16 protein-coding genes and 1 tRNA gene are annotated in these 12,514 nt (G+C 69.5%); 9 read left to right on the top strand and 8 right to left on the bottom strand.

Going from position 1 to position 12,514, the window contains the following annotated elements; genetic code table 11:
* Positions 1-127: 127 nt before the first annotated feature.
* Positions 128-1,129 (bottom strand): NADPH:quinone oxidoreductase family protein, encoded by a 1,002-nt coding sequence (locus ACIBG7_RS11245; protein WP_397335936.1) that lies wholly within the window; start codon positions 1,127-1,129, stop codon positions 128-130.
* 111 nt (positions 1,130-1,240) lie between these two features.
* On the opposite strand from ACIBG7_RS11245, the gene ACIBG7_RS11240 reads away from it, so the two are divergent.
* Positions 1,241-1,879, top strand: a complete 639-nt coding sequence (locus tag ACIBG7_RS11240) for a TetR/AcrR family transcriptional regulator (RefSeq protein WP_397335935.1) — start codon at positions 1,241-1,243, stop codon at positions 1,877-1,879.
* 231 nt (positions 1,880-2,110) lie between these two features.
* Here the strand turns inward: ACIBG7_RS11240 and ACIBG7_RS11235 are convergent, their stop codons facing one another.
* Positions 2,111-2,443 (bottom strand): hypothetical protein, encoded by a 333-nt coding sequence (locus ACIBG7_RS11235; RefSeq protein ID WP_397335934.1) that lies wholly within the window; start codon positions 2,441-2,443, stop codon positions 2,111-2,113.
* Between the two features lie 34 nt (positions 2,444-2,477).
* Positions 2,478-2,639 carry a helix-turn-helix domain-containing protein gene (locus ACIBG7_RS11230; protein ID WP_397335933.1) on the bottom strand — a complete coding sequence of 54 codons (162 nt, stop codon included), beginning with the start codon at positions 2,637-2,639 and terminating at the stop codon, positions 2,478-2,480.
* A 520-nt stretch (positions 2,640-3,159) separates the two neighbouring features.
* On the opposite strand from ACIBG7_RS11230, the gene ACIBG7_RS11225 reads away from it, so the two are divergent.
* From ACIBG7_RS11225 to ACIBG7_RS11215, 3 genes are all read left to right on the top strand, one after another.
* Positions 3,160-3,714, top strand: a complete 555-nt coding sequence (locus tag ACIBG7_RS11225) for a TetR/AcrR family transcriptional regulator (RefSeq protein ID WP_397335932.1) — start codon at positions 3,160-3,162, stop codon at positions 3,712-3,714.
* A gap of 148 nt (positions 3,715-3,862) precedes the next feature.
* A complete protein-coding gene (locus ACIBG7_RS11220; protein ID WP_397335931.1) occupies positions 3,863-5,215 on the top strand; it encodes a flavin monoamine oxidase family protein in 1,353 nt (450 codons plus the stop codon).
* Positions 5,216-5,984: 769 nt separating this feature from the next.
* Positions 5,985-6,065 (top strand): hypothetical protein, encoded by an 81-nt coding sequence (locus ACIBG7_RS11215; RefSeq protein ID WP_397335955.1) that lies wholly within the window; start codon positions 5,985-5,987, stop codon positions 6,063-6,065.
* 156 nt (positions 6,066-6,221) lie between these two features.
* Here the strand turns inward: ACIBG7_RS11215 and ACIBG7_RS11210 are convergent.
* Positions 6,222-6,295, bottom strand: a tRNA-Pro gene (locus ACIBG7_RS11210).
* A 96-nt stretch (positions 6,296-6,391) separates the two neighbouring features.
* Between ACIBG7_RS11210 and ACIBG7_RS11205 the strand changes: the two genes are divergently transcribed.
* From ACIBG7_RS11205 to ACIBG7_RS11190, 4 genes are all read left to right on the top strand, one after another.
* On the top strand, positions 6,392-6,811 hold the full coding sequence (locus tag ACIBG7_RS11205) for a helix-turn-helix domain-containing protein (RefSeq protein ID WP_397335930.1): 420 nt from the start codon (positions 6,392-6,394) through the stop codon (positions 6,809-6,811).
* A 176-nt stretch (positions 6,812-6,987) separates the two neighbouring features.
* Positions 6,988-7,614, top strand: coding sequence for a hypothetical protein (locus ACIBG7_RS11200; RefSeq protein WP_357925654.1), 627 nt, complete (start codon positions 6,988-6,990; stop codon positions 7,612-7,614).
* Positions 7,611-8,432: a hypothetical protein gene (locus tag ACIBG7_RS11195; protein WP_397335929.1), complete on the top strand. Its 822-nt coding sequence runs from the start codon at positions 7,611-7,613 to the stop codon at positions 8,430-8,432. Before ACIBG7_RS11200 ends, ACIBG7_RS11195 begins: the two co-directional genes overlap by 4 nt.
* A 6-nt stretch (positions 8,433-8,438) precedes the next feature.
* Positions 8,439-8,636 (top strand): hypothetical protein, encoded by a 198-nt coding sequence (locus tag ACIBG7_RS11190; RefSeq protein WP_357925650.1) that lies wholly within the window; start codon positions 8,439-8,441, stop codon positions 8,634-8,636.
* A gap of 59 nt (positions 8,637-8,695) precedes the next feature.
* Here the strand turns inward: ACIBG7_RS11190 and ACIBG7_RS11185 are convergent, their stop codons facing one another.
* The 3 genes from ACIBG7_RS11185 to ACIBG7_RS11175 form a co-directional block, all read right to left on the bottom strand.
* A complete protein-coding gene (locus tag ACIBG7_RS11185) occupies positions 8,696-10,018 on the bottom strand; it encodes an NAD(P)/FAD-dependent oxidoreductase (RefSeq protein WP_357924842.1) in 1,323 nt (440 codons plus the stop codon).
* Positions 10,019-10,091: 73 nt separating this feature from the next.
* Positions 10,092-10,469: an ATP-binding protein gene (locus tag ACIBG7_RS11180; protein ID WP_397335928.1), complete on the bottom strand. Its 378-nt coding sequence runs from the start codon at positions 10,467-10,469 to the stop codon at positions 10,092-10,094.
* A gap of 40 nt (positions 10,470-10,509) precedes the next feature.
* Positions 10,510-11,280, bottom strand: a complete 771-nt coding sequence (locus ACIBG7_RS11175; protein WP_357924838.1) for a SigB/SigF/SigG family RNA polymerase sigma factor — start codon at positions 11,278-11,280, stop codon at positions 10,510-10,512.
* 154 nt (positions 11,281-11,434) lie between these two features.
* Between ACIBG7_RS11175 and ACIBG7_RS11170 the strand changes: the two genes are divergently transcribed.
* A complete protein-coding gene (locus tag ACIBG7_RS11170; RefSeq protein WP_357924836.1) occupies positions 11,435-11,767 on the top strand; it encodes an anti-sigma factor antagonist in 333 nt (110 codons plus the stop codon).
* A 7-nt stretch (positions 11,768-11,774) separates the two neighbouring features.
* Here ACIBG7_RS11170 and ACIBG7_RS11165 read toward each other — a convergent pair whose 3' ends face one another.
* Positions 11,775-12,473 (bottom strand): GAF and ANTAR domain-containing protein, encoded by a 699-nt coding sequence (locus ACIBG7_RS11165; protein ID WP_357924834.1) that lies wholly within the window; start codon positions 12,471-12,473, stop codon positions 11,775-11,777.
* Between the last annotated feature and the right edge of the window lie 41 nt (positions 12,474-12,514).

The following is a 12,514-nucleotide window of genomic DNA, read 5'->3' as shown; positions in this document are numbered from 1 at the left end:
CGGCAGCTTGAGGAAGTGGCGGGTTTCATCATCGGGATGGCCTTCGCCGGCGCCGACCCCAACGCCGCCGTGCCCCGGGTCCCATCGGCAGCCGCCTGACCCTCGCCCGAACGGCACGTAATCGGGGTCAGCCCATCCGTAGTGCCTGTTTGCCGACGGTGGCTCGCGCTTCCAGTTCCGCGAGGGCCTTGGGCCCGTCGGCCAGCGCGTGCATGGTGGGCCTGCCGGGACCGAGCACGCCGGCCGCGATGAGCCCGAACAACTGCCCCATGACCTCGCCGAACATGTGCGGCGCGGCTTGGATCAGGGTGCCGATGTTCAGGCCGATGACCTGGACCTGGTGCTTGTAGATCAGGCCGGAGTTGCTGAGCGTGGCCTCTCCGCCGGCCGCGCCGTAGACGACGACCCGGCCGGTGACCCGCTTGGCCGCTGCCAGGCTGGCCTCCAGCGTGGCGCCGCCGATCGACTCCAGCACCACATCGACGCCTGCTCCGCCGGTCAGGGCGAGGACCTTGCCGGCGATGTCGCCGCTGCGGGAGTCGAGGACGTGGTCGGCGCCCAGGGCTCGCACGACCTCGTGCTTTTCCGGCGAGGCCGTCGCGATCACCGTCGCGCCGTAATGCTTCGCCATCCGCACCGCGGCCTCGCCGGTCCCGCCGGCCGCCGCATGGATGAGGACGGTCTGCCCTGGAGTAAGCCCGCCCAGAGGCTTGAGCGCCGCCAGTGCGGTCGGCCAGTTCACGAGCAGACCCAGAGCCTGCTCGTCGGCCCAGCCGTCCGGCACCGGGACGGCCCCAGGGGCGGGCACCACCATGTACTCCGCGAAGGCGCCGCCCGCGATGCGGACCCCGGCGACGTGCACGCCGGGCTCCAGCCCGCTCGTCTTCTCGCCGAGGGCGATCACCTCACCGACGCCCTCGATTCCGGCCAGGTACGGCGGGCGCGGGCCGTTAGCGAGTGTGCCGCGGGATTGCGAGATGTCGACGAAGTTCACCCCGGCGGCGGTGACCCGGATCAAGACCTCGCCCGGTCCCGGGCGTGGAACTGGTGCGTCGGTGATCAGGCGTAGGTCCTGCGGGCCGTCCAGCGACGTCTGCTGAAGGGCTCGCATGACGGAAGGGATGTCCATGGACGCCTCACTCCTTTGTTTATCGAACGACAAACAAACCGTGTCACGCCACGCCACCGGCGGTCAAGGTAGAGTTGATCGAACGACAAACAAACCTGGAGGGAGCCCGGGATGGCTGCTCGCGGCCGGCCGCGCACGTTCGTCCCCGACACCGCTCTGCGTCAGGCGTTGCAGGTGTTCTGGGAACGGGGTTACGAGGGCACCTCGCTCAACGACCTCGCCGAGGCCATGGGGATCGCCTCGGCCAGCATCTACGCCTACTTCGGCAACAAAGAAGATCTGTTTCGCAAGGTCATGGCACTGTACGGCGCGACCTCGGGCGAGCCGCCCAGGCGTGCGCTGCGCGAACAGCCGACCACGCGCGCCGCGATCCACGCCATGCTGCGCGCCACTGCCGATCAGATCACCGGCCCCGACGATCCGCACTACTGCATGCTCATCCTGGCGGCACCCACCGGCGCGGTGGAAAACCACGCTGTCCGGGAGTTCCTGGCCGACCTGCGGCTCGACATGCTCAACACCGTCAAGGACCGTCTCGCCCGCGGCGTCGCCGAAGGCGATCTCACTCTTTCGCCCGGCGGCCTCGACGCCCTCGCCCGTTACTACACCACCGTGGTGCAAGGCCTGTCCATCCAGGCCCGCGACGGCGCCGACCGGGCGGAGCTGGAAGCGGTCATCACCTGCGCGATGGCCGCCTGGGACGCGTTGGCCGGCCCATCAGCGCGTCCGTCCAGCGACCCTCTTGGGTGACCGGAGACTGCGTTGAGACAAGCGTGCAGTTCTGGCGTCCTTTGTGGCGCCTTCGGAGAAAGCAGCCTCCGCCTTCACCGATCGGCCTTCGGGGAGGATCGGGCCGGAGTTGACGATACTGGCCTCTGTCTCGGGTTCGAGCCCATAACTCACAGGTATCGCAGTTCTGTGGGCTCAGAGATGGCTGGCGAAGTGGATGAGAAGCTCCACGGTGGGGTCAGTAGAGCCTGGTCAGGCCGGTGGGCTGGCGGCGACGTCGGCCAGGACTGCGGAGGCGAGCGGGTGGGCTGATGCTCCCATGGTGGCGGGGAAGCCGATCTCCATGAAGCTCCAATGGCCGTAGGCCAGGGCCATCACCTGGTAAGCGGCGTCGTCGTAGATGGCGGCTGGTCGGCCAGGGTGGTCGTCGGCCAGGCTGTCGCGGAGCAGCCGGGTCGGTCCGGCGTAGACGGCGTGGATGCGTTCGCGCAGGGTGTCGTCGAAGCGGGCGGCGGCCAGGAGGGCGTCGATGGCGGCGCTTTCGTCGCCGGGCGTCATCTGCTCGCCGAACAGGTAACCGATCATGGCTTGGGCGCGCTGCCCGGCGGGCCGTCCTGCGCTAGGAGGCGGACCTGGTCGGTGTGCCCGCTGATGATGCGCTGGCGAACAGCTCGCGCAGTTCCTCGCGGTTGCCTGCGTGGTGGCAAATGTGCCCGCGGGCCGTGCCCGCTTCGTCGGCCACGCGCTGCAGGGTGGTGCCGTCCGGGCCGTAGCGGGCCACGCATCGGGTGAAGGTCGCGACGGTGAGGGCCTTGGCCAGGGGGCACGAGGCGGAAGCGGGCGGTGTGGTACTGGATGGCGACCTTGCCCTTGCCGGTGCGGCAGGGTGAGCCGGCCGGGGCCGCGCAGGCGGTCATCGGGCAGTCGTGGGCCTCCACGCGGAGGAAGTCGTCGGCGCGCACCCCGAAAGCCACACACCCCGCTGTTTGCCCCGACCTCTGAAACGGCGTCCGCCCTGGACACGGTCTCCCGCCGCGCATGGTTCATAAGCGGTCGTCTATGAAACGGGTGCCCCTGCGGCGGTCCAACTCGGTGGCCTCCTCCCGGAGGTGCCCGGTCCTAGACGGGCTAGCACCTAGGGCGGGCGGGCCTTGATGACACCCTTAACTACACTGACGAGTCAGACCAGTTAGGCGCGTAAGCGGCTTCCCGCGCTGGGCGACCCGGTCGGCCGATGGCCCTCCTCATGCTCGACGTCCCAGCACTCCAGAGGCCACCCGCCGCGATGGGGAGAGGGCTTGATGGGACGCACCGCAGGACGGGGGCCCGAGGACACCAAGCGGTTGATTCTGGACGCCGCGAGGGAAGTCGTCGCAGTGCAGGGAGCGAAGGCGACGCTCGACGACGTAGCGGCTGCGGCCGGCCTGACGCGTGGGGCCGTGGTCTACCACTACAGCTCGAAGAACGCACTATGGGTCGCACTGGCTCGCGATGTGCTCGCCTGCTTTCATCAAACGGTCCACACCCGCATCGAGGACGGCCAGCGGCCTGGCCGTCTGGCGCGCGCCTTCATCCGGGCATCGCTGGAAGGCGACGAGATCGACGCGGTCGGTGAGCGGCTGTTCCTGCTGGCTTCCCTCGCTGTCACTCCCGGGGTCTCCGAGATCGTCGCCGAAGACGGGGCGCAGTGGAAGGCGGAGATGGTTGAGGACGGACTCTCCGTAGGGGCGCGCACTGTCATCCTCAGCGCCGTGGACGGTGCCGGCCTGATGGCTGGATGGGGTCTCAAGCCTGACCGCGCCGAGCTCGACGCCCTACGCGCCGAACTGGAGAACCTCACGGACCCCGGCTCCTAGCGCCAAGGGGCGCTAGGAGCCGGGGCGTTTCCTCGTCATGCGGGCCGAGTGGTGATACTCACCGATTTGAAACTGTACTGACTCGTCAGTACAGTTTCAAATGGATGGAGACAGGAGCCGCCAGGCCGAGCACGAACGGAGCGCCAGCATGACCAGCGCAAGCATCCGATCCGACGTGGACGTCGTCGTTGTCGGCGCCGGACTCGCCGGGCTCACAGCAGCAGACCAGCTCACCCGAGCAGGGCACGACGTCGTCGTCGTCGAAGGCCGCGACCGCATCGGCGGACGGATCCGTCAGGCCGAGATCGCGGGTGTTCGCGTCGATGCCGGAGCGACCTGGGTGGCGCCGGGACACACGGCCGTCCGCGACCTCGCCAGCCGGCTCGGCTGCGCGTTCGTGCCCCAGTTCCATCAGGGCAAGGGGGTCATCTCCTTCGGCGGCCGGCGCAAGACCGACGGCATCACCGCCCTGGCGCCCTTAGTGATGCTCGACCTCTGGCGCGTCATGAACCGGCTGCAAAAGATGGTCGACCACCTGCCCGTCTCATCGCCATGGGAGCACCCCGAGGCCGCGCGGCATGATGCGATGTCCTTCGGCGAATGGCTGACCAGCCTCCGCGCCCTGAAGGGCACCCGCACGTTCATGAACGTCATCAGCCTGGTGCACTGGGGCGCACCCGTCGGCGACGTGTCGCTGTTCAACGTGATGCGCTACATCAAGAACCTGGGCGGGATCCAGCACATGCTCGCCGTCGAGGGCGGTGACCAACAGGACCGGATGCTCGGAACGACCTACGCGCTGGTCAGCGAGCTCGCCAACACCATGACGGCCCGCGTGATCACCGGCTCCCCGGTGGAGCGCATCACCACGACCGGTGACCGCGTCACGGTCGAGACAGCCAAGCACACGATCGAAGCCCGGTACGCCATCGTGACGGCGTCGCCGGCCCACCGCGCCACCATCCAGTTCACCCCGGCCCTCCCCGACCACCACTACGGGCTGTCACGCAGTTGGCGGCTGGGAGCGCTCAGCAAGGCCTTCGTCGCCTACAGCCGCCCGTTCTGGCGCGACGAAGGACTGTCCGGAGAAGGGGTGTCCGACGATGAGACCGTCTTCCTCACCTTCGACGTCAGCCCCACCCCCAGCGGCCCGGGCATCCTCATGGTGTTCTGTGACGCCCGCGGATTCGACGCCTACGACCAGGACGAGCGCCGTCGCCGCGTCCTCAGCCACCTCGTCCACCTCTACGGCGAGTTCGCACGCCACGCCATCGACTACACCGACTTCTCCTGGGGCAACGACGCGTTCGCGCCCGGTGGACCGAACCCTGCGCCGGCGCCGAAGGCATGGACCTCGTTCGGGCGGTTCCTGCGTGAGCCGGTCGGACTCGTGCACTGGGCCGGCACCGAGACAGCCGATGAGACCTCCGGCACCATGAACGGCGCGATCCTGTCGGGCCAGCGAGCAGCCGCTGAGGTGGCTGCCCGCCTACAAGCCTGACGGCACCCGAGCGGAAGTGCCAAGGCGGTGAGTGGTCAGAACCTACCTGGCGGCTGGGGCGTCTTCGGGAGGAAGACCTGAGCCCCGGTCCCCGGCACATCAGGCAGGACCTCGCCGGCGACGAGATCGAGGGGCCTGGGGCGCCGTCCGCAGAGGGCTCAGCGCGCGGTGGCGAGCGGCAATCGCACGGCCAGGTCCAGCCGCACATCGAGGCCGGGACCTGGCGGCATGGATGCTCACGTGTGCCCAGAACCGTACGCATGCCGCCTTCACCGTCACCGGGCCGCCAGGCGAGACCACCGTCGACGCCCTGCTGCGCGCGGGCGGCCTTGGACCGACTCGCGCGGGCGCTGGTCGAGCGCTCCGCCGACCAATATGAGGGCTGGGGCGACGTGGTGCTCTTCGCGGCCTGCACCGCGGCCCGCATCGGCGAGGTGTCCGGCGTGCGCGTCGGCGACATCGACACCGACACCTGGACGTGGACAGTGCGCCGGCAGACCACCCCGGGGCCGGGTGGGCTCGTCGACAAGGGCACCAAGGGCAAACGGGCCAGGAAGGTGCCGATCATCGCGGAGATCCGCGAGCTCGTGCTGAGGCGGATGGCGGCCGTCCGCGAGGACGATGACGACGCCCGGCTCTTCTACGGGCCACGTGGAGGGCGCATCATGACAGCGGTGCTCAGGGACGCCACCCATTGGGACCAGGTGTCACGAGCCTTGGCTTCGAGCACCTCAGGCGTCACGATCTCCGCCATACCGGCCTCACCTGGATGGCCGACGCCGGTGTACCGGTTCATGTGCTCCGCAAGATTGCGGGGCACGGGTCGGCGCTACCTGCATCCCGACCTTGACTCCATCGCCGAGGCGGGAAGGGCTCTCAGCGCGCACCTGACACCTATCGTGTCCCCAGCTCCGAGCCGTATAAGAGAGGAGAAGACATGATCGCAACCACGAGAAAGGCCGGTCCACCTGGGCTTTCGCCCAGACCGACCGGCCTGTTCCAACCGTCGGGACGACAGGATTTGAACCTGCGACCCCTTGACCCCCAGTCAAGTGCGCTACCAAGCTGCGCTACGTCCCGGTTGTGTCTCCGCCTGCTTGTCGCGGCGGGACGTCATAACCTTAGCGCACATCGGAGGCGCCTGCGCACAACCGTAGGCCGGAGCGGAGGTGCGGGGTGGGTCGACGGCCCTCGATTGACCGGGCGGAACTGGTGAGGCTGGTCGCGGAGGGGCGGACGGTGCGTGAGCTGGCCGAGCACTTCGGGGTGAGCGAGTCCGGCGTCCTCCAGGCGAAGCGGGCGGCAGGGGTGGCCAAGCCGCAACTGGATCACAGCGGGGCGATCCCGTGGAAGGTGGCCAGGGAGCACAGCCAGTCGGGTCCGGCGACGAATCTGCGGAACCTGTCGGCCATCGCGCAGGGGAGTCCGCCCCCGCAGGTGAAGGTGAACACGGCGCTGAGGTGGGCGCAGCGGCTGGTGGACGCGGGGCTGGACGTGGGGTACGACCCGGTCGAGGGGTTCGCGGAAGTGCCGGTGGGGGCTGATGGGTCACATGTGGGACGGCTGCTGAACCGAGCGCGGGAGGCGCTGGGGTGAGCTGATGGGTCACATGTGGGACGGCTGCTGAACCGGGCGCGGGAAGCGCTGGGGTGAGCTGATCACCGGCAAGGGGGAAGGGGGCTGAATAGCCGCCCCCAGCGGGGGTGGAGGCGTTTCAGACGCCGGTTGACGGGCAGTCGCGGGGTCAACCAAGTTGACCCGGAGGCGAAGATATGTCCACCGAGACTCTCATCTGGGTGGCCGTCGTCGTGGTCGCGGTGGTGGCGATCGCTGCAGTGGGATACCTCGTGCTGCAGCAGCAACGCCGCAACCGCCTCCGCACGCGGTTCGGCCCGGAATACGACCGCCTCATGTCGGAGTCCGACTCCAGGCGTGAGGCCGAGCAAGAACTGAGGGCACGGGAGCAGCGGTTCGCCGAGCTCGACATCCGCCCGCTGCCGGACCAGAGCCGCCAGGCGTACGCCAAGCGGTGGACGGAGGTCCAGGAGCGGTTCGTTGACGCGCCGCAGTTCGCGGTGACCGAGGCCGACCAGCTCGTGACGGCCGTCATGGCCGAGCGCGGCTACCCGACCGAGGACTTCGAGGACCGGCTGTCGACCCTGTCGGTCGGCCATGGCGCGACCCTCGGCCACTACCGCGACGCCCACGCGATCAGCACCCGCGCCGCACGCAAGGAGGCCTCGACGGAGGATCTCCGGCAGGCGATGGTGCACTACCGGGCCCTGTTCCAGGAGCTGCTCGACGACCGCACCGATCACACCGACCACGAGCGGCACGCGCACAACGGCCACGGCACCCCTCAGCAGCGCAGAGACCCCGCAGGACGTGACGACATATGACGGACAGAGGCAGGACGCAGGAGGAGCTGGAGCGGGAGCGGCGCGAGCACGGCTTCCACGACGGCGACGGCACCGGTGAGCACCACGGCGACCGGCTGGTGGCCGGTGGGCACCGAGAAGAGCAGGACCACGCGGATGACGCCCGCGACAGGGACGGCGACGGCATCGCGGACAGCGCGCAGGAGCGGACGCAGCCGACCGGTCTGTACGGCGAGCCGAACGACGAGCTGGCGAGCCGGCACGAGCGGATCGACGACGACCAGTCCCGGCAGCAGCACAACGACCAGCACAACGACCACCACGCCGAGCAGCCCGACGAGCAGCCCGACGAGCAGCCCAATGACCAGCACGGCGGGCCGCACGGGGATCCGGATCGCACCCACCCCTACCTCCAGCACGACAACGACGACCGCGACGAGCTGCACGTCCCGAGCCAGCGGACCCCCGAAGGGCAGGGCGAGGCGGGCGACATCCTGATCGCCTCCGACGCCCCCACCCAGCCCGCCCCGCCCCCGGCCGCGCACGCCGCGCAGCCGTTCGAGCTGTTCGACCAGGACCCTGTCCAGCTCCACGAGCGGTGGCGCGAGGTGCAGGCGGGCTTCGTGGACGAGCCGCGCGAGGCGGTCGAGCGGGCCGACCAGCTCGTCGACGAGGTGGTCACCGCGCTGACGAACACGCTCGGCTCCCGCACCTCGGAGCTGCGCAACCGCTGGCAGAACTCCAGCGAGAACGACACGGAGCAGCTCCGGCTGGCGCTGCGCGACTATCGAGCGGTTCTGGAGCGACTGGTGTCGCTGGCGGGCCGCGAAGGGCGGTGACGGGACATGTTGGCCATCGTCTCGGCGATCATCTTCGGTCTGGGATTCCTGCTTCAGCTGGTTGACGCCGGCATCGGGATCTCGGGGACCACGATCATGCTGCTGGGGCTGTGCCTGCTGGCGCTGCACCAGGCCGGCATCGGTACGGCGAGCTTCCGCAGCAGTTACAGCGGCTGGCGCGGCCGCAACCGCACGCGCCGCTAGTCCACCCGGCACGGCGAGGCGCCCGCACCCCGGGAAGGGGTGCGGGCGCCTCGCCGCACTCAGGAAGAGGCCCCGCTGGAGGCCTGTTGCTCTCGGGCCGCGAACTCGAACTCCTGCCGCGGATGGGTGAGCGCCCCCAGGGCCACGATGTCCCGCCGGAAGAACAGCGCGAGGGTCCAGTCGATGAGCACCCGCACCTTCCGGTTGAAGGTCGGCACCCGTGACAGGTGATACGTCCGGTGCACGAACCACGCCACAGGCCCGCGCAGCCGCTGCCCGTAGATCTGCGCGACCCCCTTGTGCAGCCCCAGGCTGGCCACGGACCCGGCGTAGGCGTGCCGGTACTGCCGCAGCGGCTGCCGCCGCACCACCGCGAGGACGTTGTCCGCCAGGACCCGTGCCTGCCGTACCGCGTGCTGGGCGTTGGGCGCGCAGTACTCCCCCGGCTTGGTGAGGTCGGGTACGGCGGCGCAGTCCCCCGCGGTGAAGACGCCTTCACGCCCTTCGACGGTGAGGAAGGCGGTCGCCTTGACCCGCCCCTTGTCGTCCACGGGCAGGTCGCCCTGCCGTACGACGGGGTGGGGTTTGACGCCGGCGGTCCACACGAGGGTGGCCGCGTCGAGTTCGGTGCCGTCGTCGAGCACGATGTGCCCGTCTTTGGCCGATTCGAGCCGGGTGCGCAGGCGGACGTCGATGCCGCGGGCGCGGAGCTGTTCGAGCGTCCAGCGCCCCATCTCCGGCCCGACCTCGGGCAGGATGCGGTCGGTGGCCTCGATGAGCATCCAGCGCAGGTCGCCGGCGTTCAGGCCGGGGTAGGCGCGGATGGCGTCGTGGGCCATGTCCTCCAGCTCGGCGAGGGCCTCGACGCCGGCGAAGCCCGCGCCGACGAAGACGAAGGTGAGCGCTTCGCGGCGGATGTCGGGGTCGTCGGTGGAGGCGGCCAGGTCGAGCTGGGCCAGGACGTGGTTGCGCAGGTGGATGGCCTCTTCGACGGTCTTGAAGCCGATGCCCGCGTCGGCGAGGCCCGGGACGGGCAGGGTGCGCGAGATGGAGCCGGGCGCGACGACCAGCAGGTCGTAGCCGAGCCGGCGGGCGCGGCCGCGGTGCGGGGCGAACTCGACGGTGCGGGTGCCGGTGTCGATCCGGGTGACCCAGCCGTTGAGGATGGTGCACCGGTTGAGCACGCGGCGGAGTGGGACGACGACGTGCCGCGGTTCGAGGTTGCCGGCGGCGGCTTCTGGCAGGAACGGCTGGTAGGTCATGTACGAGTCGGCGTCGATCACGGTGATCTGAGCCTCGCCGCGGCGTAGCGCCCGTTGCAGGCGTAGCGCGGTGTACATGCCTACATAGCCGCCTCCGACGATCAAGATGCGGGATGTCATGGTTCATCCCTTCCCCCGGCGACCGGCCGAAACCGCTCCCACCCGACGGACCCGCGGCCCCCGTCCCCTCAGGTCAGCTCTTGCCCCCGAAGCGCATCGTCACCCGGCTCCCGTCGGACTCGGTGCGGAAGGAGATGTCGGAGGCCAGCAGCCGCGCCACCCACAGCCCCATCCCGCTGGTGGAGCGGGGACCGGGAGCCGGCCGGTACGGCGGCGTCCAGAGACCCTGGTCGTGGATCTCCACGACCAGGTCTCCCCCGTCCACCCACGTGGACAGGTGCGCCGTGTCGAAGAGTCCGTGCGTGACGGCGTTGGTGGCGACCTCGTTGACCGCGATCACCACGTCCGCCACGCCCTGCTCGCTGAGCCCGATCGATCGGGCGGCGTTCTCGGCGAGGTCCCGGATTCTGGACAGGTCGGACAGCCGGAATGTCAGACGTTCGACTGGCACTCCGGCTGGGGGCTTTGGAAATCCGTCCATTCGCCAGCTTTCAGCCGACCAGTTCCGCCCGGAGTTGGTCGAGGACCTTCCGCAGGATTCTGGAGACGTGCATCTGGGAGATGCCGAATTCGGCCGCGATCTCCGCTTGGGTCATGTTACCGAAGAAGCGGAGCAGGAGAATGTTCTTCTCCCGATGCGGCAGGGCGTCGATGAGCGGGCGGACCGACTCGCTGTCCACCATGGTGCCCAGGGTGTCGTCCTCGTCGGGAATCACCTCGCCCAGCGACGCGGCGTCCTCCTCGGAGCCCAGCGGGGCGTCGAGCGAGAGCGTGCTGTAGGCGGCGGAGGCGTCCAGCGTCAGCAGGACTTCTTCCTCGCTGATGTTCATCTTGGCGGCCAGTTCGGCCACGGTGGGCGAGCGGCCGAGGTCCTGGCTCAGGTCGGAGACCAGGCGGTTCAGCTCGGAGCGGCGCTCCTGGTAGAGGCGCGGCACGCGGATGGCCCACGTGCGGTCGCGGAAGTGGCGCTTGACCTCGCCGGTCATGGTGACCACGGCGTAGCCGCGGAAGGCGTGGCCGAGCTCGGCGTCGAAGCCGTTGATGGCCTTCATGAGGCCGACGTAGGCCGCCTGGAGCAGGTCTTCCAGCGGCTCGCCGCGGTAGCGGTAGCGCCGCGCGATCTCCATGGCCAGCGGCCGGTGCATCTCGACGATGCGCTCGCGCAGGCGTTCCCTGGTGTAGTCGGCGATCTCCGGCCGGTTCATGTCGGCCAGCAGTTCTTCCGCCGTCATGTCTTCGAGCACTCGTTCCCGCAGAGTCATCTCTGTGTCCTTCTATGGGGGAGAGCCTCTGCAACGAGAAAAAGCCCATGCAGAGGCAACCGTTTTTGCCGAAGCCCTCTGCTGGACTTGGAGACAGTATCCCCCATCCGGGGCGAAGTATTCAACCCGGTTGCCGTGACAGTAAGGTTGCCGCGTGGACAACACCCTCGAATTGACCTCTACCGCGGCCGGCGGCTTCACCGTCGTCAGAGTCGAGGGCGTGCTGGACGCCACCACCCGCGACCAGTTCGCCGACGGCCTGGCCGCCGCGCCCGGTGACCTGCTGCTGGAGCTGTCGGGGGTGACCTTCATGGACTCGCGCGCGCTGGGTCTGATCGTGCATCGCTGGCAGGCCAATCTGACCGACGGGGCCAAGTTCGGGCTGGTCGGCGTCCGCTACAGCACCGCCAAGGTGATGTGGATCACCGGGCTGGCCGAGCGGCTGCCGATGTACGGCACGCTGGAGGAGGCCCTGGCCTCCGCATGAGCCCCGCTCATTTGCGCTTGGAGTGCTCCTCCACCAGCAGTTTCGCCAGATCGGCCACTTTCACCTGGTGATGCTGGGAAATCCGCCGCAGCTCGTCGAACGCCTCTTCGGCCGAGCATCCGCTGGTCTTCATGATGATGCCCTTGGCCTGGTCGATGATGGCCCGGCCGGCCAGCGCCTCCTGCAACTGCGCCGCTCCGGTGCGGACCTCGTCGAAGTCGTACAGGTTGGCCATGGCCACGCCGAGCTGTTCGGCCAGCATCTCCCCCAGCGCGGGCGCCGCCTGCTCGGGGAAGGCCCGCGGGCGGACCGAGTAGAGGCCGACGACGAGCTGGTAGGAGGCCACCTCGACCGGCACCATCAGCGCCGAGCGCACCCCGCGCGTGGTGGCCAGCGCCGCGTAGCGCGGCCAGCGCGGCTCGCGCAGCAGGTCGCCGGCGAAGGCGCGGTTGCCGCTCTGCCGGGCCTCGACGGAGGGCCCTTCGCCGAGTGCCCGTTCCCCTTCGACCAGGGCGATCAGTTCGGTGTGCGAGGCCGAGACGAGCAGCCGGCGGTTGCCCGCCCACTGCTCGGCCGAACCCCCGGAGCAGCCGGGCACCCCGGCGCTCAGGGCGTTGGTCAGGCCGTGCAGGACGCGTTCGATGGAGGTGTCCTCACCCAGCCTGGCCAGCGCGGCCAGTTCCCGGGCGAGCGCGGGCGTGATCACATCTGTCCCCTTCCCACTATGGATACGTTAATCCGGGATGG

Origin of the sequence: Nonomuraea sp. NPDC050328, assembly GCF_044459405.1 — a bacterium.
GTDB lineage: Bacteria > Actinomycetota > Actinomycetes > Streptosporangiales > Streptosporangiaceae > Nonomuraea.
The sequence above is the reverse complement of the archived record's forward strand: the minus strand, read 5'-3'. Positions and strand labels throughout refer to the sequence as shown.